The sequence below is a fragment of the Mycobacterium gordonae genome, assembly GCF_002101675.1.
Lineage (GTDB): Bacteria > Actinomycetota > Actinomycetes > Mycobacteriales > Mycobacteriaceae > Mycobacterium > Mycobacterium gordonae.
Genome location: NZ_LQOY01000050.1, coordinates 25584 through 49316 on the forward strand (window position 1 = coordinate 25584; position 23733 = coordinate 49316).

19 protein-coding genes and 2 pseudogenes are annotated in these 23733 nt (G+C 65.3%); 14 read left to right on the top strand and 7 right to left on the bottom strand.

Annotated elements, in window-relative coordinates:
• The first annotated feature begins 720 nt into the window (after positions 1 to 720).
• Positions 721 to 1311: a class I SAM-dependent methyltransferase gene (locus AWC08_RS08710; RefSeq protein WP_069433249.1), complete on the top strand. Its 591-nt coding sequence runs from the start codon at positions 721 to 723 to the stop codon at positions 1309 to 1311.
• Between the two features lie 465 nt (positions 1312 to 1776).
• On the opposite strand, the gene AWC08_RS37470 is transcribed toward AWC08_RS08710, so the two are convergent.
• Both AWC08_RS37470 and lpqS read right to left on the bottom strand, forming a co-directional pair.
• Positions 1777 to 2064 carry a hypothetical protein gene (locus tag AWC08_RS37470; protein WP_178132175.1) on the bottom strand — a complete coding sequence of 96 codons (288 nt, stop codon included), beginning with the start codon at positions 2062 to 2064 and terminating at the stop codon, positions 1777 to 1779.
• A gap of 173 nt (positions 2065 to 2237) precedes the next feature.
• Entirely contained in the window at positions 2238 to 2609 is a 372-nt protein-coding gene (lpqS, locus tag AWC08_RS08720; RefSeq protein WP_083271077.1) for a putative copper homeostasis (lipo)protein LpqS, read from the bottom strand.
• Positions 2610 to 3068: 459 nt separating this feature from the next.
• Here lpqS and AWC08_RS38990 point away from each other — a divergent pair, with 459 nt between their 5' ends.
• Both AWC08_RS38990 and AWC08_RS08735 read left to right on the top strand, forming a co-directional pair.
• A complete protein-coding gene (locus tag AWC08_RS38990) occupies positions 3069 to 5060 on the top strand; it encodes a serine/threonine-protein kinase (protein ID WP_069433252.1) in 1992 nt (663 codons plus the stop codon).
• A 1293-nt stretch (positions 5061 to 6353) separates the two neighbouring features.
• Positions 6354 to 6892 (top strand): annotated as a pseudogene (locus AWC08_RS08735) (ERCC4 domain-containing protein); the annotation flags it as partial.
• Positions 6893 to 6912: 20 nt separating this feature from the next.
• On the opposite strand, the pseudogene AWC08_RS08740 reads toward AWC08_RS08735, so the two are convergent.
• Positions 6913 to 8154, bottom strand: a pseudogene (locus AWC08_RS08740) (IS701 family transposase).
• Positions 8155 to 8526: 372 nt separating this feature from the next.
• Between AWC08_RS08740 and AWC08_RS39570 the strand changes: the two are divergent.
• Together AWC08_RS39570 and AWC08_RS08750 are read left to right on the top strand one after the other, a co-directional pair.
• Positions 8527 to 8772, top strand: coding sequence for an Lsr2 family DNA-binding protein (locus tag AWC08_RS39570; protein ID WP_419196907.1), 246 nt, complete (start codon positions 8527 to 8529; stop codon positions 8770 to 8772).
• Between the two features lie 357 nt (positions 8773 to 9129).
• Positions 9130 to 10644 carry a multicopper oxidase family protein gene (locus tag AWC08_RS08750; protein ID WP_069433254.1) on the top strand — a complete coding sequence of 505 codons (1515 nt, stop codon included), beginning with the start codon at positions 9130 to 9132 and terminating at the stop codon, positions 10642 to 10644.
• An 86-nt stretch (positions 10645 to 10730) separates the two neighbouring features.
• Here AWC08_RS08750 and AWC08_RS08755 read toward each other — a convergent pair whose 3' ends face one another.
• Positions 10731 to 12983, bottom strand: a complete 2253-nt coding sequence (locus AWC08_RS08755) for a heavy metal translocating P-type ATPase (RefSeq protein WP_085087691.1) — start codon at positions 12981 to 12983, stop codon at positions 10731 to 10733.
• A 36-nt stretch (positions 12984 to 13019) separates the two neighbouring features.
• Entirely contained in the window at positions 13020 to 13226 is a 207-nt protein-coding gene (locus AWC08_RS08760; RefSeq protein ID WP_055581886.1) for a heavy-metal-associated domain-containing protein, read from the bottom strand.
• 205 nt (positions 13227 to 13431) lie between these two features.
• Here AWC08_RS08760 and AWC08_RS08765 point away from each other — a divergent pair, with 205 nt between their 5' ends.
• On the top strand, positions 13432 to 13842 hold the full coding sequence (locus AWC08_RS08765; RefSeq protein ID WP_055581868.1) for a hypothetical protein: 411 nt from the start codon (positions 13432 to 13434) through the stop codon (positions 13840 to 13842).
• 73 nt (positions 13843 to 13915) lie between these two features.
• On the opposite strand, the gene AWC08_RS08770 is transcribed toward AWC08_RS08765, so the two are convergent.
• Complete coding sequence (locus tag AWC08_RS08770) at positions 13916 to 14641, bottom strand: LOG family protein (RefSeq protein ID WP_055581869.1); 726 nt, start codon at positions 14639 to 14641, stop codon at positions 13916 to 13918.
• 281 nt (positions 14642 to 14922) lie between these two features.
• On the opposite strand from AWC08_RS08770, the gene AWC08_RS08775 reads away from it, so the two are divergent.
• From AWC08_RS08775 to AWC08_RS08810, 8 genes are all read left to right on the top strand, one after another.
• Positions 14923 to 15267, top strand: coding sequence for an NADH-quinone oxidoreductase subunit A (locus tag AWC08_RS08775; RefSeq protein ID WP_055581870.1), 345 nt, complete (start codon positions 14923 to 14925; stop codon positions 15265 to 15267).
• Between the two features lie 116 nt (positions 15268 to 15383).
• Positions 15384 to 16508, top strand: a complete 1125-nt coding sequence (locus AWC08_RS08780) for a hypothetical protein (RefSeq protein WP_231752709.1) — start codon at positions 15384 to 15386, stop codon at positions 16506 to 16508.
• Positions 16501 to 17421 carry a complex I subunit 1 family protein gene (locus tag AWC08_RS08785; RefSeq protein ID WP_069433255.1) on the top strand — a complete coding sequence of 307 codons (921 nt, stop codon included), beginning with the start codon at positions 16501 to 16503 and terminating at the stop codon, positions 17419 to 17421. The genes AWC08_RS08780 and AWC08_RS08785 overlap by 8 nt, the downstream gene beginning before the upstream one ends.
• 16 nt (positions 17422 to 17437) lie before the next feature.
• On the top strand, positions 17438 to 18001 hold the full coding sequence (locus tag AWC08_RS08790) for an NADH-quinone oxidoreductase subunit J (protein ID WP_055581873.1): 564 nt from the start codon (positions 17438 to 17440) through the stop codon (positions 17999 to 18001).
• Complete coding sequence (nuoK, locus tag AWC08_RS08795) at positions 17998 to 18300, top strand: NADH-quinone oxidoreductase subunit NuoK (protein ID WP_055581874.1); 303 nt, start codon at positions 17998 to 18000, stop codon at positions 18298 to 18300. The genes AWC08_RS08790 and nuoK overlap by 4 nt, the downstream gene beginning before the upstream one ends.
• A gap of 5 nt (positions 18301 to 18305) precedes the next feature.
• On the top strand, positions 18306 to 20138 hold the full coding sequence (locus AWC08_RS08800) for an NADH-quinone oxidoreductase subunit 5 family protein (RefSeq protein ID WP_069433259.1): 1833 nt from the start codon (positions 18306 to 18308) through the stop codon (positions 20136 to 20138).
• Positions 20139 to 20142: 4 nt separating this feature from the next.
• Entirely contained in the window at positions 20143 to 21633 is a 1491-nt protein-coding gene (locus tag AWC08_RS08805) for a complex I subunit 4 family protein (protein ID WP_069433256.1), read from the top strand.
• A gap of 15 nt (positions 21634 to 21648) precedes the next feature.
• Positions 21649 to 23046, top strand: coding sequence for an NADH-quinone oxidoreductase subunit N (locus AWC08_RS08810; RefSeq protein WP_065133454.1), 1398 nt, complete (start codon positions 21649 to 21651; stop codon positions 23044 to 23046).
• A gap of 108 nt (positions 23047 to 23154) precedes the next feature.
• On the opposite strand, the gene AWC08_RS08815 is transcribed toward AWC08_RS08810, so the two are convergent.
• Complete coding sequence (locus AWC08_RS08815) at positions 23155 to 23460, bottom strand: metal-sensitive transcriptional regulator (RefSeq protein WP_055581888.1); 306 nt, start codon at positions 23458 to 23460, stop codon at positions 23155 to 23157.
• Between the last annotated feature and the right edge of the window lie 273 nt (positions 23461 to 23733).

Below are 23733 nucleotides of genomic sequence, written 5' to 3' on the forward strand. Positions count from 1 at the left end.
GGCCGTCAGCGCCCGCATCGAGGTGGTCTCGCCCGCCCCGGTCGGCGCCGACAGCTGGCACACCAACTCACTGGCAGCCCGAGGCCGTCGACCGCGGCCTCCACTAACGCCCGCGGCGACCGGTCGGTGTCGATCGGTAGTTGGGGGCCGATCAGCTCCACAGATCGGCGCGGGGCGAAAGGTTGCCTTTCCACCGCCTCGGCCGCGGCCAGCAGCCGCTGCCGCACCAGCGGCGCTTGGCGGCCGCGCTGCGCGGGCGCGCGCCTGGCGTGCAGCGCGGCAAGCCTCGCGATCAAATCGCAAACCCCGCAATCCTCCCGCCGCATTCGCGCCAGCTGCGGTCCCATGTGGGATTGCTGGCCGCAGCGCCGATGAAGTGACCGACACGCGAAATTCGTTGTACTACAGCGATACCGGAGGGGTTGTCGCGTGTCGCCGGCCATCAGCTTGACTGTGGTGCCCAATTCATTCAAGGCCGAGTCGATGATGCTGGGGCTGGTTTGAAAATGGCGCGTATCGTAGCTACAGTGCGCGAAGGTGACAGCGCCGGGGAAGTCCGTCTGGCTGGTGCCTGTCGGTCCGGCGCTTGTGCTACCGAGCGGATGGCGACTGTGTTACCCGTAAACATTGAATGTATTGCGATCATCATGGGGCGATGCCTGCCGGTCGGGGCAGCTCCCGCAGCCGCTACGCCGCTGAATATCAAGGAGGCCAAGGCGTATGCCCACCATGTCCAGAATCGAATCCGCATTCTGCCGCAGCGCACCCTGGCGAGTCTTTGCTCGTCGAATCGTAGTCCCCTGGGCCTTGCAGGGACTGAAACCCACCGGCAACGTCCTTGAGATCGGTGCCGGCAGTGGCGACATGGCCGCCCAGATCTTGTCGATCTATCCAGATATTCACATCACCGTCACCGACTTCGACGACGCCATGGTCGCCGCCGCGCGGCGACGGCTCGCGCCATTTGGTTCCCGTGCTACCGCTCAACAGGCGGACGCCAACGCACTCCCGTTCGGCGACAACACCTTTGACACCGTGCTGACGTTCATTATGCTTCACCACACTGTCGCTTGGGAACAGGTCCTCGCCGAGGCGGTGCGCGTTCTCAACGTCGGCGGCACCCTTATCGGCTATGACCTGCTGTCCGTGGGACCCTCCCGCATCCTGCACCGTCTTGAAGGCGCGCCCCACCGGCTCATCCGCCGCGGCGAGCTCCAACCGGTGCTGGACAGACTGCCGCTCGCTGATGTTCAGCTGCGGCACAATCCACTTCTTGCCCGCTTCAGCGCAACAAAGCGGTCACGTGCCTGAGCCAGCCCGCGTTGGACTAACTGACGTGTGCGGCGGGATGACGGGCGATGTCGGTCCGTGGGGAAACGGTCGGCGGGGTGTGTCGAGGTGCTCGGCGACCTTTGAGCAGTTTGTCGGTCAGCGCGTCGCGCACCCGGTCGTGTTGGGCTACAACCGATTCAGTGTCGGGATGATCGAGGACAGAATGCAGCAGGGTGCAGTGCGGCCTTCGGTCCAGCGACCTTGAATCCTTGGTGCACCAAATCACTCACGGTCACTTGCGCCTCGGCGTGAGGCGCCAGCCCACTATCGCTTTGCTGGACCGGCAAACCACCACCCCCTAACCGCCCTGCCGCCTGGGGTTGACTTCTAGCGGCGGGCACGGCATGGCGGTGTCGCTAGACACCGCCACGCCGTGGCGAGTCCGCCGGGTGCGCCGCTAGCCAGATGCCAACCAGCTATGGCGCGCTCAGCACACAGGAATCGCTAGTGCCCGCCGTGGCCTCCGCCGCCGTGGCCCCCACCGCCGTGGCCTCCACCGCCATGGAAACCACCGCCGTGGCCTCCACCGCCGTGTCCTCCACCGCCATGGAAGCCACCGCCGTGGCCTCCACCACCGTGTCCTCCGCCACCGCACACGGGCCACACGCACCAGGGGTCGCTCGGGAAGGGCCCCGGCTGCGCCTGGGCGCCAGCTGCAGCGCCCAGACCGGCCAGTCCCAAGCCCAATGTCATTCCGACTGTCGCTGCGGCGGATGCAAATTTCTTGTTCATGTTCTTCCTCATCTCTAGGGTGTTCTTCTATTACGGCTAGCCCCTGCGACGAGATACGAAACATCACTCATATAAACGTCGTTTCGAACCAGTGCGCCACAAAGGGCGAAATTTGACGTTGGTCAGGAGTCACCGGCCGTCATGGCAGAGCACAACGACCTGACGCTGACTGATCAGCGACGAGCGAGGCAGAACCGCGTCAAGAGGTCTTGACCGGTAAGAAACGGAAGCATTCGCGGTGGACCCCGCGTGGGGGCCATCGCAAGATTGGTCAGCGCAACCGCGATAGCGACAACCGCCGTCACGACACCGACCTCAACCAAGGTGGTAGCCGACCGCGGTAACGACGCGGTGGCGAACACGTCGTGGCATTCGATCAACGAGCTGTTGAAAAGGTGGGCGTGGTCGACGTTGACGGTGACCTGCCCGCCCACCGAGGCCAGCAGTGCATGTGGGTGGTGTGGTTCACGGGTCTGCGAGGGCAGCATTGCCGAGTGACACACCAGAATGAACAGCCACGTCACAGCGGCGACGGCGGTCAGCAATCGCCACCTCGGGCCGCTCAGTGGAAGCATAGGCGAACGCGCGCCCACGACGCTTGGCCGCTCACCCGCAGTCACGGGAAGCGAGAAGTCACGAACCGGTGCCGTCCGTGCCCAACCGGACCTCATACCCCTCCAGGGTACGCTGCGGCTAATCTTCTGACAACCGACACTAGGGTTTCGGACGCTCAACTCGAACGTTGGTGCGTGACGTCGGGCGCGGGTCGTGTAGCCGGTGAGGTATGTCGCACTGGGCAAGCTCAAATGCCCGCTGGATCGAAATCACTTGTTCCTGGTTAAGGTTTGACCGCGTATCCGTCACCGCGGAAACACGAACCGACGGCCGAGCGTAGTGAATAGTTGTCAATAAGCCAATCGAATGCAGGTATCGGATTCCGCAAGCTTTCCGCCCGCTTCCCCGGAAATTAACACTTACTGTCTGGGCGGACCTATTATTTGTCCATGCCACTGGCGGTCGGCGAAGCTTTTGCGGGATTCATTATCCTGCGGGTGCTCGGTGAGGGGGCCATGGGCACGGTATATCTGGCCCAACATCCGCGGTTGCCACGCCAGGATGCCGTGAAGGTCCTTTCGGCTCACCTCACCGCCGACCCGGAATACCGGGCCAGGTTCGTGCGCGAGGCCGACATAGCCGCCGGCCTTTCGCATCCCAACATTCTCGGCATCCATGACCGGGGCGAGTCCGACGGCCAGTTTTGGATCTCCATGGATTTTGTCCGTGGCAGTGATGCGGCGAGATTGTTGCGCGAGCACTTTCCCCGCGGGATGCCCGTGGGCCTGGTCATGCAGATCGTCTTTGCCGTCGCGTCGGCTCTGGATCACGCACATCAGCGCGGTCTTCTGCATCGTGACGTCAAACCGTCGAACATCCTGATCGCTGACCTGGGGTCGGAGGCACAACGGGTATTCCTGGCCGACTTCGGCATTGCCCGGCCGGTCGATGACACAGCGGGTCTGACCGCCACCAACGTTTCCATTGGCACGGTTGCCTATGCCGCGCCCGAACAGCTGATGGGTGAGCCCATCGATGGCCGCGCGGATCAGTATGCGCTGGCCTGCAGTGCTTTTCACTTGCTGACCGGCGCCCAGCCTTACGACTTTTCCAGCGCTGCAACCGTGATCACCAAGCATGTGATGGCGCCGCCGCCGCCGATCGGCCACCGCCGCCCCGAATTGGCGCCGCTGGAGCCGGTGTTCCTCATGGCGATGGCCAAGAAGCCGGCCGAGCGGTTCGCCCGCTGCAAAGAGTTTGCCGCCCAGCTGCAACGGGCGTTGGACTGGGCCGCCGCCTCTACCCGACTTGCGCCGCAACCTATCCTGGGGCCACACACCCAAGACACCCAAACTGTGGCTGCGGGATATGCGCCCGCCAGGCCTCTGCCGCCGTCACCGTCACTACCACCACCATCAGTACCAACACCCTCGCTACCGCCGTCACCATCACCGCCACCGGCGGGCAAGGGGCGAGAACGGCGCAACTCCGTCCTGGTTGGCGCTCTGGTAGCGGTAGCATTGCTGATCGCCGGTGGTGGGATCTTCGCGATCGTCAAACTTGCCACGCACGACCATCAGACCGAGCCGGCATCGCCGACCGCCACGGCGCCCGGCGCCAGTCCCGCCGCGGGCCCTTTCACGGGCACGTATAGGGGCGATAATGGCCAAGCCCTCGGTCCCGGCCTCGACGGCGGGCCTCTGGCAGGCTCGAAGCCGTCAACCGCGACATGGAGCGTGCGCTCGGTGTGCCGGCCTACTGGCTGCCTGGCGACCGCATCACGCCAAGGCGGTGAAACCACAGCACCTTCGATGATGGTCTTCGACGACGTCGGCGGACGCTGGTTGGCCGTGGCACTCAGCACAGACACCTGCCGCGACGCGCCGTCCGAATTCTGGGTTGTGATGACCTTGCAACCGCGACCAGACAGCGCCCTGGCCGGGGAAATCAGCAAAACCAGCGCCAACGGCTGCGCTACACGAACACCAGTGACCTTTACCCGCACCGGAGACGTCGACGTCAATAGCGTTGCCGACCCGGCGAGCCAGCCGCCACGGGTGGTGTCGCCGGCCGAAGCGCTGCGCGGCCGCTACCACGACACGGTCTCCTCGGCGGAGGGGATGAAGCCGAACGAGTACGACTGGACGGTCCGTACCGAGTGTCTTCGCACCGGCGATCGGTGCATGAGCTTTTTCCACGCGCCTCCCAATGCGTCCAAGCCACTCGTATTCAGCAGCGGAAGCTGGACCTGGTCTGGCGGGTCGGACGGAAAGTGCGGGAACGGCGTTACGGCGCCGGTGAAGGAAACGGTCGAGTTTTCGCTGCCCCAACCACCCCAGGATCCGATCACGTTGCTCGTCGGGCGCGGTCACCACGAACAGACCGGAGCCTGCACCCACAGCGCGCACTTCGACGAAAAATTCGAGCGCACTGGCAATTAGCGGTCGTGCATCGGTGATCATTCCGTCCACGTCGTCGACAAATGCCCGCATCACACCGGATCGCCAACTGCCCAGGCGTGAACGTGAAATCCCAAACCTGAACGGGCAGGACCCATCCCGCGGGTAATGACCGTAACCGACCAACCCGCGGCGGCACCTGTAGGCAGTTCCCGTCGCGTGCTGGCCGTGAGGCAGGCCAGAAGGCTACCTGTATTGCCGGACAGGGGGCGATCTGCGTGAACGTGAACGCAACGCTCGTCATTCCGGCCGCCCCTTGATGCGGCGCAGTATCCGAGCAAGGCGTGCGCCGAACGCCATAGCAGCCACGCTACGTGCGTGATTGCCGTGGCCGGCACCGCCGCCGCGCCGAGAACATGCCGCCACCGAAAGGACCTACACCGCAACGGCTTACGAGACTGCTGATTGGGCGCGACAAGGCGTTCGACGAACCCCAGCTGGAACCCTTCTACCTGTGTGGCATCAAATCCGATCGCCGGAGGTATTTAATGGGCGAGGCGGGAAGCGGTTCCGGGCCCGTGTAGACCGTAGGCCTCCGCTGGAATTCATCGTCGTCGATCTCGCTAAGCTAAGTGCATAGCGTTGTGCAAGCAGGCTTTCCACTTTACCTGGCCCGGCAGCTGCGGACGAGCCGGCGCCGCGCGATGAACTCACGTAGCGCGCCACAAATACGACGGCAGTACTCACCAATGCCCGAAAACATCACCATCGTCACGGTCAGGACCTGCGGGTTCGGCTATACCGCGTTTGCGGCCGATGCTTAGTGCTCGCTGACCAAGGACACCGGCTTGGTCGAACGCGCGCTGCACTAACAGCCCAGTTCCGCCTCCGCTAAGGCCATCTGTTTAAGGATGCAGTACATCACAGTGACGTCGGAAGTCGTTACATCGCAATACGTTACGACGAAACACTTCTGCTGGCCGGGCTAATCTCATCGGTTGAGAAGGTCGGTGATGCCCTCGACAATGCTCGACAATGCGTTGCGCGAGAAGACGACCGGGCTCTACAAGACGGAGTGCGTCTGCGAAGGTTGCCCCGTTCCGCAGCGGGCCGATACGCACCCTGGCCGACCAGGAGAACGTCCCCTCGGCGTGGGTGAGCTGGTATAAAACGAGCACTGGTTGATGTACCGACTTGGGCGGATCCCACCCACAGAAGCCGAGACCGAGTACTACGCGCGGCGGCAAGCCGGCGACTCCATCGGCCGTCCGTAGGTCCGGCGTGGCGGCGGGGGTGCGCCACCGAAGGAAATGCGGTCCGGCAGACTCAGAGCTTGTGGTGGAGTTGTTGACCGCGGTCAAGCCGGAGGAAGACTCCCGGCCGCCGTTGTTGCTGCGGGTCCCGCTCGCTGGCGGTGACCTGCTGTCCCGCACGTCGGGGACCTGGCCGCGGAAAAGGCTTTGTTCGCCTACCCGGTACCGCTGGACGAGTGGCCCGCCGATCCGGTGATCGTCGAACGAGTGCCGTTGCGCTCGTGTCGTCGGCGCGGCGCGGCGATCGACGTGACCTTTGAACGGTCCCGGCGCAACCGCTCCCAGCTCGTGTTCACCCACGGTCGGGGCCGGGATATGGTGTTTTGGGCAGTCACCGCGCACCCGCAAGCAGGCACGCCCGAATTGCGCACTCCGACCGCCCGCGCCCACGGCATCGACGAGCTGCAGATCGTCGTCGACAGCCACGAGCAGTACCGGTTCCCCACCCAACAGGTCACCACGGTCAAGCGGGCGCTGCCGCGTGGGGACTACGGGATGGTCGTCGACAGTCAGCTGGTCGCCAGCGTGAAACACAAGTCACTGGCCGATCTGAGCGCTAGTACTGCAGCCGTAGATCGTGGTCATTGGGTTTCTCGTCGTCGGTAGTGGGATTGGCGGGCTCGGTATTGGTGTTGTCGTCGCCAGCGTGACCAGGCCAGCAGGCTGATGATGGTGCGGGTGGTGGTCAGTAGTAGGGCGTCGAAGAGTCGGCGGAATTCGTTGACGGTCAACGTGATCAGGCCTGCGGGTGTGGGTGTGGTGTCGCGTTCGGTGGCGGTGGCCACGGCCAGGAATGCATAGGCGAGCATGGCAGGGTGGTCCAGCGGTGCCAGGAGCGCCAGCGCCGAACCTGGTGTTGGTCAAGACCGGTCAGACCTTTGGCGGCTTGGAAGGATTCTTCGATGCGCCAGCGCTGGCCGGCCACGGCCACCAGGGTGCGCAGTGGCACCGGTTTGGGGCTGTAGCAGCGCAGGTAAGCGTGCTCGCGGGTGGTGTCGTTGCGTCGGATCAGCAAATGGTGGATACCGGTGTCGGTGTCATCTTCGGCCAGCAGCCGAAACCAAGCCCACGAATACAGCCGCGGTCGGTGCGCGCCGGGGCCGGCGGAGTGTTGCTGCCAGGCGTGGGACGGGATCAGCGCCGGGAGGGCATCGACGCGGATCGGGCCGGCGTCGGTGGGTACGCGGCGGTTGGCCGCGACGGCCAACACATAGCCCAACTGGTGGCCGCGCACGGCCGCCCGCAGCTTCGGGTCGGCGCCATACACTTCATCCCCAGCCACCCACGCCGCGGGAACTTCTGCGGCCACAGCACGGTCGATCAGCGTGCGGCCAGGGCAGGTTTGGTCGCGAAAACCCGCTTATCCTCGGGGATTCCGGCATCAGCGCAGCGCTCCGAGTCCTCGCACCACGACGTGGGCAGATACAGTGCGCGATCGATCAGGGCGTGTCCGCGCGGGGCGGCATAGGTCAAATACACCGCCACCTGGGAATTCTCGATACGCCCTGCGGTACCGCTGTATTGGCGTTGCACCCCGGCCGAATGGATGCCTTTCTTGATGTCGCCGGTCTCGTCCACGATCAGGATCGCGCCGCGATCACCGAATGCATCGGCCACGTAATCACGCAGATCATCGCGCACGTCATCGGCATCCCAGCTGGCCCGCCCAACTGGTGCTGCAGCCCATCAGGGGTGGTCGCGCCACGATGTTCGGCGATGGTCCAGCAATTCTTGCGGTCCAAGCCAGAGACCATCCCGGCCATCAGCTCACCGGTATGGCGCAGCGGCTCATACCGGGCGAAACGCGGCGCGATCCGATCCATCACCGCCGAAAACTCCGACAACCACCGATCCAGGTCTACGCTATGAACCGCGGCGACCGCGGCCAATTCAGATGTATTCACAAACTCCGAACAATGCCGCGGTCACCGCCCTGACCAGCGCAGACACGCCGAAAACACACCAATCTCAATCTACGGCTGCAGTACTAGCCTCACCGGCGGCAAGCTGCGCTACCAGGTCGGCGACCTGGCCGCGCTCCCGCGCGCGGCGGTGGTCATCGCGGATCGCTACTCGCAACTGTTCAAGCTTGACCGTGTCCGCCCCGCTGTAATCGCCGACGGCCTGGCCGAACTGCAGATCCGCTGGCCGAGCGTGCCCGTTGTGTTCTGCGAGACCCGCCGACTCGCTCAGAAATGGACCTACCGGTTCCTCGCCGCCACCCACGCCTGGGCGATCACCGAAAAAGCTGCCCTGCAACGCGTTTCACCCACACTCTTGGCATCAGCGAACTCGATGAGGCGCCCGCATCGCCGGCACCGCCAACCGCACAGGTCCGCGCCTGGGCCCGCAACGCCGGGTTGCCGGTACCCGATCGCGGGCGGCTCCGCCCCGAGATCTGGACTGCCTCACACGACGCCAACCCGCCGAACCAACCCTAGCGCCCACAGCCCCTACCATGCTCCACCACCAGATCGAAAGCACACCGATCACACGAAAAAGGTGTGCACCAAATCCGGGATGCTTCAGAGCACCCCAGGGGCCAGCAGGTGGGCGGGTCGTTTTCCAGTTCAATGTGAACTGTGGTGGCGCACACCGTCGGTGCCGCAGCCGAGGCTGGTGGGTGCATTAGGGACGGGTAGCGATTCGGGCAGCGGGTACTCGACTATCCGCGCAAGCACTTCGCGACGCGTAGCTGCGGTGAGCGCAGGCTGACCTGCTCCGAATACTCGGCGCCGGCTGCCGCCGTGACCCGTTTAGCTGCAGGCAAACCGTCTAAAACGTCCAGGAAGGGAACAGTGGTGAAAGTAGGGTGGGATGCCGTTCAACTGAACCGGCGGGCGTTGCTCGCTGCCTCGGCCGCCGGCGCAGCCGGGTTGGCCCTGTCAGCATGCGGCCGCAGCGACCCCTCACCCACCCTCGGGCAGGCCATCGCAGCCACCGAGCGGGCCCGGCCGCACACCGGACGCACCGTGACCGCCACACTGACAGCGCAACCCGCGTCCATCGACCTCGGCGGGCCCGTCGCCCGCACACTGGCCTACGGCGACGCCCTGCCCGGCACGCTGATCCGCGCCAACGTCGGCGACGAACTGGCCGTGACGGTGAAGAACCGGCTCAACAGCCCTACCTCAGTGCATTGGCACGGCATCGCCCTTCGCAACGACATGGATGGCGCGTTTCCCGCCACCCCAAACATCGCCGCCAACAGCGACTTCACCTACCGGTTTTCGTCGCCTCATCCAGGCACATTCTGGGGTCATCCACACGTCGGCCTGCAGACAGACTACGGGCTGTATCTGCCGGTGATCATCGACGACCCCGCCGACCCAGGCCGCTACGACGCCGAATGGATTGTGCTGCTTGATGATTGGACTGACGGAATCGGCAAGAGTCCACAACAGATCTATGACGAGTTGAGGGGCACCCAGATGCCGGCCTCGGCCCCGGGCGAGCATGACATGCCCGGAATGTCCGCGGTCGGCCGCAGCGCTTTGCTTGCCGGAGACTCCGGCGACGTTGACTACCCCTATTACCTGGTCAATGGACGGGTGCCGGCGGCACCGACCACGTTCAACGCCAAACCCGGACAGCGCATCCGCATCCGTCTCATCAATGTCGGTGCCGAGACCGCCTTTCGGGTAGCCCTGGCGGGTCACGTCATGACGGTCACCCACACCGATGGTTATCCCGTCGTCCCCACCGACGTCGACGCGCTGCTGCTGGGCATGGCCGAGCGCTACGACGTCGTCGTCACCGCCGGTGACGGGGTGTTCCCGCTGGTCGCCGTACCCGAAGGCAAGAAAGGGATGCCGGGCAGAGCCATGCTGTCGACCGCGGCCGGCGCCCCACCAGACGCCAGCTTCCAGCCCTCAGAGCTCAACGGCCGGGTCGGTACCGTCGACATTTTCACCGCTTCACCGGCGGCCACCCTGGGGTCGCCGCAATCGGAGGTGAATCTGCCGCTCGAGCTGACCGGATCGATGGAGAAGTATGACTGGTCCATCAATGGCAAGCCTTACCCGGACAATCCACCAGTGACCGTCAAACAAGGCCAGCGAGCCACCCTCGCCTTCACCAATTCCACGATGATGTACCACCCCATGCATCTGCACGGTCACACGTTCCAAGTGATCAAGTCCGACGGCAGCCTGGGCGCCCGCAAAGACACCGTGATCGTGCTGCCCAACCAAAAACTCAACGCGGTGCTCGTCGCCGACAACCCGGGCACCTGGGTGGTGCATTGCCACCACACCTACCACCTGGAGGCGGGCATGCAGTCCCTGCTCAACTACACCGGCTATAGCGACTGACCACGTCGCATCGCCGCTGGTGTCTGCACTGTCGACTGTGATGACGCCAGCGTGCCTACTCGTTTCCCGCTCGGTGGCAGCTTTGGCTATGCGTGCGGTTTGAAGGTGCGCAGCCGGAGGCTGTTGGTGAGCACGAATACTGAGGAGAACGCCATCGCCGCACCCGCCAACATGGGGTTGAGCAGGCCCGCGGCTGCCAGCGGCAGTGCGGCGATGTTGTAGGCGAACGCCCAGAACAGGTTGCCCTTGATCGTCGCCAACGTCTTACGCGAGAGCTCAATGGCGGCGGGCACCGCGCGCAGATCACCGCGAACCAGTGTCAGATCGCTGGCCTCGATCGCGACGTCGGTACCGGTCCCCATCGCAAGCCCCAGATCGGCCTGCGCCAGGGCCGCGGCGTCGTTGACACCGTCACCGACCATGGCCACCACCTTGCCCTGGGCCTGCAACCGTCGCACCACCTCCACCTTGTCTCGGGGCAGCACGTCGGCGATGACCTGGTCGATGCCCACCTGCCCAGCGATGGCACGGGCTGCGGCTGCGTTGTCGCCCGTCAGCATGATCGGGGTCAATCCCAGCGCACGCAGCCGCTCGACGGCCTCGACCGACGTCGGCTTCACCGCATCGGCGACCACCAGGATTCCCCTGGCCGTGTCGTCCCAGCTGACCACGACCGCGGTCTTGCCTTCGGACTCGGCCTGACCCAGCGACCCGGTGAGGCTGTCCGGTAGCTGCTGGCAGCGATCCGCCAGCAGTTGCCGGCCCACTGTCATGGCGTGACCGTCGACGATGCCCTGCACGCCCAACCCTTCCCGGTTGGCGAAACCCTCGACGGGGGGCAGCTGACCGACTTTGTCACGAGCTGCCTTCGCGATCGCGCGGCCGATCGGGTGCTCGGAGGAGTCCTCCAGCGCGCCCGCCAACCGCAGCACCTCGGCGGGCTGCTCATCGGGTGCAGCGATGACATCCAGCAGGGCCATGTTGCCGGTGGTGACGGTGCCGGTCTTGTCGAGCACGATGGTGTCGATTCGCCGCGTGGACTCCAGCACTTCGGGTCCCTTGATCAAGATCCCGAGTTGTGCCCCACGGCCGGTGCCGACCATCAAGGCGGTCGGTGTGGCAAGACCCAGGGCACACGGGCACGCGATGATCAGCACCGCCACCGCCGCAGTGAAAGCGGCGGCAACCGATCCGGTTGCCGCGATCCAGAACCCGAGTGTCGCCAATGACAGCGCGATCACGATCGGCACGAAAATTCCCGAGATCCGATCGGCCAACCGCTGCGCCTGCGCTTTGCCCGATTGCGCCTCTTCGACCAGCCGCGCCATTTGCGCCAACTGGGTATCCGACCCGATCCGGTTGGCGCGCACCACGATTCGCCCGCCAACATTGACGGTGGCGCCCACTACCTGATCTCCGGGGCCGACTTCAACCGGCACCGACTCACCAGTGAGCATAGAGGCATCCACCGCCGAGGAGCCCTCGATAACCAGGCCATCGGTAGCCACCTTCTCGCCAGGGCGTACCACGAATTCGTCACCGATGGCGAGTTGCTCAATCGGAATGCGGTGCTCGACACCGTCTTTGCGCACCGCGACCACCCTGGCGCCGAGTTCGAGCAGCGCCCGCAGCGCCGCACCGGCCCGCCGCTTGGACCGGACCTCAAAGAACCGGCCGGCGAGAATGAAGGTGGTGACGCCTGCGGCCGCCTCCAGATAAATGTTGCTGGTGCCATCGGTACGGGAGATTGTCAGCTCGAATTGGTGCCTCATGCCCGCCATCCCGGCGGTGCCCCAGAACAACGCATACACCGACCAACCCAATGCGGCGATCGTCCCCATCGAGATCAGCGTGTCCATGGTGGCGGTGTGGTGCCGCAGGTTCACCCACGCGGCCCTATGAAATGGAAGCCCACCCCACACCACCACCGGCGCGGCCAGCGTCAACGAGAGCCACTGCCAATTGGCGAACTGCAGGGCGGGCACCATGGCCATCGCAAGCACCGGCACGGTCAACACCAGTGAAACCAGTAGTCGTTGCCTGATCGCCGCCGCCGGATCGGTCGCTGCGCCCGGCACGGCAGACTCGTCGTTCGTGGCCGGTGAACCCTGGCTGGGCGGTTGGGCGGTATAGCCCGCCTGCTCCACCGTCATCACCAGCTGATCGGGTGCGACGTTGCCAACGTAGTCAACGCTGGCCCTCTCGGTGGCATAGTTGACCGAGGCGCTGACGCCGTCGATCTTGTTGAGCTTCTTCTCAATTCGGGCGGCGCACGAAGCACACGTCATCCCACCGATCCGCAGCTCAAGATGCCGGGCGGTTTCCGTGGCGGAATCCATGCTCTGTTTCCTTCAGTCCAATCGCGACAGGTCGTCTTAGCGAACCAACTGGTAGCCGGCCTCTTCCACCGCGGCCTTGACCGCATCCAGCTCGACCACGCCATCGCTGTCAATGGTCACCCTGCCGCTGCCAAGCTCCACGTCCACTGCCGTGACATCAGGAATGCTGCCAACTTCCTCACGAACAGAGGAAGCGCAGTGCCCACAGGTCATCCCAGAAACAATCACGGTCAAGGTACTCATGCCGCTCTCCAATCTGCTGCCAAGCGCCGGATGATTCCTGTCTACCATACCCCCCTAGGGTAATCAAGGCGGCGGATGAAGAGGTGCACCCCGATTTCCTCCCCGCAATCGCGGTGTCGTGGGTGCGGCATGCGGTAGAACTAGCCTGTACCCGGTTTACCCGCCCACATGCCCCACCATCGATGCGGCGACGAAGGGACAGCAGATGGCAAAAGACCAAGCCGACACCGTGACCGCGGCCACGACACCATTCGCGCCAGGGACGATCGACCGCTCACTGCACCTGATCATCAACGCAATCGAGTCCAATCCGCACACGCCCGGCGCAGACGTCGATGTGACGCTGCACCTGCCAGGGGGAACTGTGACCGGTATCATCGAGCCCTGCTGGCATTTCGACCAGAAGGTCCTTGGCTACCTTCAAACGGTCGGTGGGGACCACAGCCGACAGACCTCCACCGATGGCAACTGTCCGAACTGCCCCAACGGGGGCGACCTCCACGAGTACATGCACCTGTCGCGAGTTACCTACCGCCGCAGTGGCGAGGAAGTCTATTCACACGATCAGCTCCGCGTGCGGATGTCTGACATCTCGTCCTGGGCCTTCGGTCGTTAGGCCTTTAAGGACCCGACGTCGCACAGGCCCGACGAATGGCCACGACTCAGATCGTGCGCGTTTCGACATCGCCTCACCGCGATGGACGGTAGGTCTCCAACTGTCGGCGGCGCCATCGCTTGACGAGCTCGCCGATCTCGTCCGGATCGTCGGCGATCACGAGCAGGTCGACGTCTGCTCCCGATACCAGTCCCGTCTCGAGCAGCCGATCACGAATCCACCGCTCCAACCCGGTCCAGTGGTCCGAACCCGCAAGCACGACGGGGAAGTTGCGTATCTTCTGAGTCTGTATGAGCGTCAGGGCCTCGAAAAGTTCGTCGAGCGTTCCAAAGCCGCCCGGAAGGACCACGAACGCCGAGGCGTAGCGGACGAACATCAGCTTGCGCACGAAGAAGTAATTGAACTGAAGGGAGAGGTCGATGAACGGATTGGGCTGCTGCTCATAGGGCAACTCGATGACCAGGCCTATCGACCGCACGCCGGCGTCGCGGGCGCCCCGATTCGCGGCCTCCATGATCCCCGGCCCACCGCCGGTGATGATGTCGAATCCCAAACCGCCCAGGCGCGCGGCCATCTTTCGCGCCATCTTGTAGTGCGGGTGATCCGGCGGCGTCCGCGCGGAACCAAAGAATGACACGGCATGGGTGACGTCCGCCAGGGCCGCAAAACCATGCGCCACCTCGTCGCGGATCCTGGCAACGCGGCCGGGATCGCTGCCCGACAGCGGCGGAAAGCCCGGCCCTAAGCAGGACAGCAGATCCTCATCGCACGTCGCGGGGCAGTCTCTTGATTCGTGCATTTGAGTCGATCGTGCCACGGCCGCGGCGCCGATGAAACTGAAGCGGCACAAGCAGCTTCGTCTTGTCGGCCTCGGGCAACGAACGTGTTCGCGCCCGTACCCTTCGTCGGTTGAAGATTCCCCCCGGCTAGGGCTGGTACCTTATGTCGACGGCCATTGACCGGCGGCCGGGGACGCATATCGCGGACCAAGGCCGCCAACGGACAAGGGATCGACGGCAAGGGTTTGAGAAGCGGCCGCAAGGGTACCGATTCGGCGACCACAACAGACTAGGAGCCGCGATGTATGCGGGTGTGGCGTGGACCCTATCGGTTACCGTGGCTGGGCTTGTCAGTGTCTACGGATTGCATCGCGTCAGTGCGATCAGCCCGAACATGCTGACAACACTGCCTTTTCAGTCAGGGTGGCCACCTGAAGAGCATGCGTTGTCGCGATATCACGTTCGCTGGTATCTGGCGACCTTGGTGTTCCTCGCCTTCGACGTCGAGATGTTGTTCATGTATCCCTGGGCACTGGTCGTCATCAAAATGGGCGCGACCGCCATCACTGAAATGTTTGCGTTTCTGGCAGCGCTGCTGGTGGCGGTGGCCTGGGCGTGGCGCGAGGGCGCCCTGCGATGGGTCTGACACGCCGGCTGGCGCGATGCGCAGCACGCCGGGCGCACGTGCTCCTTGTAGAGGCCCCTGGGTTCTGGGTGGTGCGCGCACAGACCGAACACCGACTTCGAGTCCGCGGTTGGTGCGTGGCTGAATCCCCCGCGGACGCTGACGTGTTGGCGATCTGCGGTACACCGGGACCGGAACTGAATGAGGCGATCGACCGGGTCTGGGATCAGATGCCAGGTCCTCGGGTTCGCGTCGAGTTGCCCGATTCCAGCGCGGTCGAATCGGCACTGCACCGTGCGGCCATGCAGTTGGCCGAGGTCGAAGTGCACCGCCGGGACGCGCGCGAGCGGGCGCAATCTCCGGAGCTGAACGGCAATGACCACGGCGAACACGAGCACCAGGAGCACCACGCCACCAACCACGGCGAGCACGAGCACCACCAGCACGGCAACCACGGCGAGCACGAGCACCACCAGCACGGCAACCACGTCGAGCACGAGCACACCGAGCACAACGCCCGCAGTCGCGGCAAGCCCGAGCACACGGACCACAGCGCACACCAGCACATGCACCACGGTGGGATGGACATGGCGCCGGCTGGGATTGCGCTGGCCGAAGGTGGCGACGACCGTGACGGATTGGAAATGGATGTGCTGCACCTTCGCCTTGGGCCGGTCCTGCGCTACTGGCCCGCGGGGCTGGTGGTGCGGTGCTCGTTGCAGGGGGACGTGCTCACCCAAGCCGAGACGTGGATCGCCGACAGAGAAGTCGGCGACCACGTTCCGCCGCCCGGACCGAGGGCCCACCTCGCGGCGCGACATTGTGATCATGTCGTTGATCTGCTGGCACTGGCCGCCTGGCCGGGTGCGGCCGCAATCGCCCGTCGCGCGCGGGACGAGCTGCTCGGCGAGGCCGACGCCGGGCACGCCGCTTCCCTGCTGGACACCCTGCACAGTAAACTTCGCCGCTCGCCAACGCTGCGCTGGTCGTTGCGCGACGTCGCATCGCTGACCCCCGAGGACTGCAAGACCCTCGAGCTGCCCACGGCCCTGGCCGGTGACTGCTACGACCGCCTCCTCGCCCAGGTCGACATGGCGCGGCACGCGCTCACGACGGGACCAAGCGGTGTCGCCGCAGCTGCAACCGGCGTCTTCGACGCAGTGCCTGGGCTGGTGAGCGGACTGGACGTCGGGGCCGCCCGGCTGGTGATCGCCAGCCTGGGCATCGACACCACACCGCATCCGGGCGGTCGCTATGGCTGAGGTCTCGGTCACGGTGGTTTCGGGCGCCTGGGCGCTGGCCGGTGTCGCCTTGCTGCTGTGCCTCGGCTTCTACGCGGCGACCCTCGACGTCGTGCTCACGGCTGACGGCGGCAAACCGGGCACTGCGCTCTACGAAGTCGCACGGCTGATGCGGCAGCGCCGCCGCACCACCGTGGCCGCCGATACGTTGCTGTGGCGCGCCGGCGGAGCGGGCCTGATTCTCGCCGCGTCGCTCATGGTGACTGTGGTGCCGCTCGGGCGCTGGACGCTGGCCGATCTCGACGTCGGGGTCATGTGGTTCAACGCCATGGATGTCATGGTGTGGGCACTGGTGTGGCTTGCCGGGTGGGGTGCAAATTCCGCCCATCCCCTCGTCGGCGCGTATCGATTCCTGGCTCACGGGCTCGGCTACGAGATGCCGCTGATGTTCGCGCTGGTCGCCCCGCCCGTCGCCGCGCAGAGTCTCCGGGTCGCCGATGTGGCCGCCGCTCAACAAGGGCTGTGGTTCGCGGTATGGATGCCGATCGCGTTCGTCGTGTATTGCCTTGGGGTGGTGGCCTTTTCGGTGTGGGGACCCTTTTCCGCGGCACTGGGAGCTGATATTGCCGGCGGTGTCAGCGCGGAACTGTCCGGCGTGGATCGACTCGTATTCCAGGCCGGCCGCTACAGCCTCCTGGCGGCCGGTGCGGCGTTCGCGGTGCCGATGTTCCTCGGCGGCGGCGCCGGTCCGCTCCTACCGGCCTGGTCGTGGGTGCTGCTCAAGACCATCGCCGTGCTGTCGGTGTTCGTTTGGCTGCGCAGCCGGCTTCCGGTGCTGCGGCCCGAAAAGTTCTTAGAGATCGGGTGGATGGTGCTCTTGCCGCTCACGCTTGTCCAAGACCTCGTCGTGGCCATCATCGCAGTGAGATCGTAGTGAGGAAGTGACTCTCATGACTGTCCACATCGTGTTCGGCGTCCTAGCAGTGACCGCCGTGCTGGCCGGAACCGCGGTCTTCGTCGTCGACTCCATGGCCCGCGCCACCTACGCTCTGGCCATTTCGTTCATCGCGGTCGGCATAGTGGTTGTGCTATTGCAGCAGAACTACATCGGCATCGTCATCATCTTGATGATGGTGATGGAGATGGCGGTCATGGCGGTCTACATGGTCATGTTCATGGGCATGAACCCGGCGCTGATGCCCATGAGCATGGTGCACGACAACCGACGCGCCGTAGCCGCCGCAATCGGAACGTTCCTGATTCTGGCGTCGGGGATCCTGCTGACCGACTGGCCGGCGCGGCGCGGCGCACCGCCGAAGGATCTGACCTTCGCCCTCGGCCAGGAGTTGATGGGCCCCAGCATGCTGGCCATGACGGTGATCAGCCCGGTGATGGTCGCGACCATCGTCGCCGGCATCGTCCTGGCCGCCCGCCGCGGCCGCTATGACCGGTTCGGCGACAATCTCAAACGCAAACCCGCGAGCGATCCACAACCCGGCGGATTGGGCCGATGACGCTGCAAACCGTGCTACTGGTCGCCGCGGCGCTATTCAGCGTCGGCCTCTACGGAGCACTCTCACAGCAAGTCGTGGTCATGGTGATGATGGGCCTCGAGCTGATGATGAACGCCGTCATCCTGGCGGCCGGCGGATTCTGGTGGTTCTGTTCACCCGCACCGGCCGGACAGGTGATGGCGCTGGTGATCATCGCCGCCATGACGGTAGAGATGGCGATGGGTTTCGCGGCGGCCACGCTGCTGCACCGGGAGCGCCGCACAGACATGACCGACTCGGCTGCCGACTTGGCCGGGTGAACGGGGTGACTTCGACGACGCAGCCAGCCTTATGGCTGTTGATCTGTCTTCCGGCAGGCTGCGGCGCGGCACTGCTTCTCACGCGCCGCGGGGATCGGTTCGCGCCTGGAATATCGATCGCGGTGTCGGCGGTTGTGTTGGCGTTGTCGATCGTGGTCGCGATCACTCACCCCGCGGTCAGCGTCGCGTTCGTCGCGGGCGGGCAGTTCGGGTTGTCCGTCGATAGCCTGTCGGCAGTGGTGATCCCCGCGGTCGCGATGGTCACCTTCTTCGTCTTGATGTTCGCCGTGGCGGACATCCGCGACGCGGCGGGCCGATTCCACGGGTTGATGCTGTTGTTCGCCTCCGCCGCCCTGCTGACCGCAACAGCCGCCACCCTGCCCGCGCTGCTGCTGGCCTGGGAGGTGATGGGGGCAGCGTCGTATGCGCTGATCGGCTTCTGGTGGCGCGACGACTTTCGAATGTCGGCCGGCCTCACCGCATTCGTGACCACCCGCAGCGCCGATCTCGGGCTGTATGTCGGCGCCGGCGCGGCGCTTGCCGGCGGCGCGGGATTTGCGCTGGCCGACCTGCCCCAGGCAACCGTGACGTGGCGCAACGTCATTGCGGTCGGCTTGTTCATCGCCGCCTTGGGCAAGGCGGCGCAGCTGCCGTTTTCGTTCTGGCTTTCCCGGGCAATGGAGGGCCCCAGCCCCGTCAGCGCGTTACTGCATTCCGCAGCGATGGTGGCCATGGGCGCATACCTGCTGTTGCGTATCCAGCCGCTACTGGCAGCGACGGGATGGGCGGCCGAATGGGCGGCCTGGACGGGGGCCGTGACCGCGGTGTTGCTCGGTGCTGTCGCGGTGGCTCAACGCGACCTCAAACAGCTGCTCGCCGCCTCCACCGCGGCGCAGCTCGGATTCGTGGTGATGGCAGCTGGGGTCGGGGCGATCAGCGGCGGCGCCGCGCAGCTGGTCGCGCACGCCTTCACCAAGGGCGGGCTCTTCCTTGCCGCCGGCGCATGGCTGTCACTGTTGGACACCAAGCAGCTCGACACGCTGCGCGGTGTGGCCCGGCGATGGCCGCTGCTCGGCTGGTCCGCCACCATCAGTGCGGCCGCTTTGGCGGGTATCGCGCCGCTATCGTTATGGGCGACCAAGGACGCGGTGCTAGCGGTTGCGCTCGACCATTCGATCGCTCTTTATCTCGTGGGATTGGTGGCCGCCGCGCTGTCGGCGGCCTACGCGGGGAAAATCCTCATCACGCTGTGGGGTGCCCCAGCGCCGATCGGAGATTCGCCGAATCCTCAAGGGCTCAACGTCTTTGGACAGTTGCCCATCCTGGTGTTCGCCGTGGGTGCCGCCGTGGCAGGGGTGTTGGCATTGCCGCCGATCGCGCCGACGCTCAGCGGTGTCCTTGACCACCGCTCGACCGTCCACCCCGCCACGGCCGAACTGGCCACGTCGGCGCTATTGGCGCTGCTGGTCGTGGCCGCGGTAGCGCGGTGGGGGGTGCCCGAGCCGCGATGGGCCGCCAACTGGCTCGGTCTGCAGCGGGCCGCCACCACGGTGGTCGCCCGTCCCACCCTGCGCCTGGCTCACGCGCTGGCCCGGTTCGACGACGGCGTTCTCGACCGCGCCGTGGACTGGGTCGCTGCCGGGTCGCTGCGAGCGAGCCGGTGGGCCGCGCGCATCGATGACCGTCGTGTTGATGCCGCGGTGGAATCGGTGGCAACCCGCACGCGTCAGCTCGGGGCGCTGGCGCGCAAGCCGCAGACCGGCCAACTGCACCAGTACTACCTCACTGCCGTGGTGGTCATCGTGGCAGCCGTCCTGCTTCTGATCGCGGTGAGGTGACCAGGTGCTCAGTTTGATCGTTTTCCTGCCATTGGCCGCCGCGGCGGGTGTGCTTGCGCTACCGAAGTCGGGCAAAGCCGCAGCCCGCTGGGTGTGGGTCGCCGTCACCGCTGCGGATCTGTCGCTGACGGTGCTGGTGTGGGCACGCTATGCGACACCGGACCCCAACCGGCTGGCTTTCGAGGAGCGGGCCCGCTGGATCCCCGGGGTCAACAGCAGCTACCACATCGGGGTCGACGGTGTGTCGCTGCCGCTGGTGTTCATGTCGGCGGTGATCTTCTTGGCCTGCGCGCTCTATGGGCTGCGGGGTCGCGACCGGCCCAGGTCACAGGTGGCGTTGTTCCTGTTTCTGCAGACCGCGAGCTTAGGTCTGTTCGTCGCCGCGGACTTGATCTTGTTCTTCGTGTTCTTCGACCTGTCGATCGTGGCGATGTACTTCGTGATCGCCGGATGGGGCCACGATAACGCCGCCCGCTCGGCGCTGAAGTTCTTCCTCTATACCTTCCTGGGTTCACTGGCGCTGCTGGTGGGCTTCATCGGCTTGTACATCGCCGCCAACCCGCACACCTTCGACATGCTCGAGCTGATCGCCGCCAACCCGCTGGCAGATCGCCCCCTGGCCGGCGGGCTGGTCCTCGCGGCGATCCTGCTCGGTCTGGCGGTCAAGACACCCACGGTGCCCTTCCACACGTGGCTTCCCCCCGCTCATACCGACGCTCCGGCCACCGGCTCGGCCGTGCTGGCGGGGGTACTGCTGAAGATGGGCACCTACGGGTTCGTGCGAATCGCGATGCCGATGCTGCCACACGCCTGGCGCGCGTGGGCCTGGGCGATCATCGCCGTCGGCGTCGTCTCGGTGCTTTACGGAGCCCTGGTTGCATTGGCGCAGCAGGACTTCAAGCGCATGGTCGCCTACACCTCGGTAAACCACATGGGCTACATCGTGCTGGCGCTCGGCGCTGCCGGCCTGCTCTCGCCCAGCAGCGACCAGGCGCGTGCGGTGGCGGTCAGCGGAGCGGTCACACAAATGGTCAGCCACGGGCTGATCACCGGGGCGCTGTTCTTGCTCGCCGGGGTGTTCTACGACCGCGCCGGCAGTTACGACATGGATTCCTACGGTGGCCTGGCTGGACCCGCCCCGAAGCTGGCTGCGCTGTTCACACTCGGCGCGTTCGCCTCCTTAGGGTTGCCGGGATTCTCCGGCTTTATCGCCGAGTTTCAAATCTTCACCGGCGCCATCGCCGCCGCACCACTGACCGCGCTCGCGCTGCCGGGCATCCTGATCACCGCAGCCTTATTTCTGCGTGCCCTGCAGCGGATCTTCACCGGCCAGACCCGTGGCCACTCGCACAACTTCCTCGATCTGCACCCTTCCGAAACCGGCTCGGCAGGAATGCTTCTCACGCTCTCGATCTTGATCGGCGTTGTGCCGCGCCCACTGCTGGATGTGATCGAGCCGGCGTCACGCACGCTGATCGGGCTGGTGGGGAGATAGCTTGTGAACACTGCGATGCGGCCGCTGCTGATGCTGCCGGAGATGCTGACGTTCGGCGGTGGCTTGCTGGTGCTGATCGGCGGATCGTTTATGCCGCGCCAGCGACAATGGTGGGCCCGAATCGTCGCAGCCGCAGCGCTTATCGGTGTCGTCGTAGTCTCGGCGGTAGGAATCACGGCACCGGATCAGACAGCGTTCGACGGAGCCTTCGCCGCCGACACCACCACCGCGGTGGCGCGGATCACCGCCGCGATCGGCGTTCTGGTGGTTCTGGCGCTGGCCGGCGACGACATCACAGCCACGGCGCGGGAAAGCGAAACCTATGCGCTGCTGTTGTTTTCGACCACCGGCGTCATGGTGCTCGCCGGAACTGACGACCTGCTGGTGCTGGCCACCGGATACCTGCTGGCCAGCATCCCGCTTTACGGGCTGATCGGACTGTCGCGCTCGGGCCAGGCGGCCGAGGCAGCCGTGAAGACCTACTTGATCGGCGCCCTGTTCGGGATCACTTTGCTGCTGGGTGTGACCGTCCTTTACGGGATCAGCGGGGCCACCCGCTACAACGACCTTGCCGCACAATTGCGGGGCGCTCCGGTAGCGGTGGTGGTGACAGGGGTCGTGGCCGTGGTGGCAGGTCTGATGTTCGAGGCAGGCGGCGTGCCCGGGCACTTCTGGGTTCCCGACGCCACCCAAGGCGCCCATGGTGTCGCGGCCGTCTACTTGACGACAGTGCCCAAAATCGGCGCACTGATCGCGCTGTACCGCGTGGCCGCCGTGGTGCCGCACACGGTTGCATGGCCACTGCTGATCGCGATATTCGCTGTCGCGAGTATGACATTGGGCAACTTGGCCGCCTACGGACAGCAGGATCCCCGTCGGCTCCTGGGTTGGTCGACGGTGAGCCAGGTCGGCTACCTCCTAGTGCCGATCACCGTCGCCGGCCACAGCCGACTGGCCCTTCCGTCGTTGCTGTTTTATCTAATCGGCTACACCCTGACCAACAGCGCGGCGTTCGCGGTGAGCACCGCGCTGCCCGATCGGCGCGACCTCAGCGCCTACCGTGGCCTGGCGCGCACCCGGCCCTGGCTGGCCGGGGCGCTGCTGGTGGCGCTGCTCGGACTGGCCGGCACCCCACCCACCAGTGTCTTCGTCGCAAAACTCACCACCGCCATGGCCGTCTGGGACGGTGGTCTCGCGTGGTTGGCCGTGGTGGTGTTCCTCAACAGCCTGCTGAGCCTCGTCTACTATCTGCGTTGGATCGCTCCGGTGTTCCAGAAGCCCGAAATTCTTAGTGATTTCACCACCGGCGAATGGTCTGCGCGCACCGCGATTATTGCGGCAGCATTGAGCCTGGGGATCGGCGTTACGGCGGGGCCGCTATGGGACGTGCTCTCAACAGCACCACTGCGGTAGCCGGTGCGCCCCCGCGCCGACATCACACGAGCACGCCATCCTAAACCGGCCGCGAAGGATCACCCACGCCGGTGAGCGGTCCGCAAGCAGTCGGCGATGGGTCAACGGTTAGGAGCGCACGAGTCGGGCGATCGCCGCCGAAGCCTCGGTGAGCTTCGCGTCGGCCTGTGCGCCGCCCTCAGCGATTGCCTGACTGACGCAGCTATCGAGATGGTCATCGAGAAGGTTTAAAGCCACAGACCGCAACGCGCTGCTGGCCGCGCTGATCTGGGTCAGGATGTCGATGCAGTACTTATCCTCGTCGATCATTTTGGAGATACCGCGGATTTGGCCCTCGACTCTGCGTAGGCGCTTAGCGTATGCGTCTTTATTCGCCGCATACCCGTATGTGGTTGCCACCTGCACTCCCAGCATTCTGGTCATCGGGTGGTTCACTTCGTTGCCGCGAGCTGAGCGTGCGTGGTCGGCCACCAATGACGTCCTCGACGCCACTATACCCGCCAGCACGTCCAGCAACGTGGCATTTCGCGCCACCAGCGGCCGAGATGGCTCCTGCGTTCGGCATTGACCTGACGCCGCCGACCCGATACCCAGGCCGAGGTTGTAGCCGCAGCTCAGCCACGCTCCCGGCGGCCGCTTGTGGCCCGTTGCGCAGCTCAGGTCACGGCCTGCCGGCTTGCCGGCGAT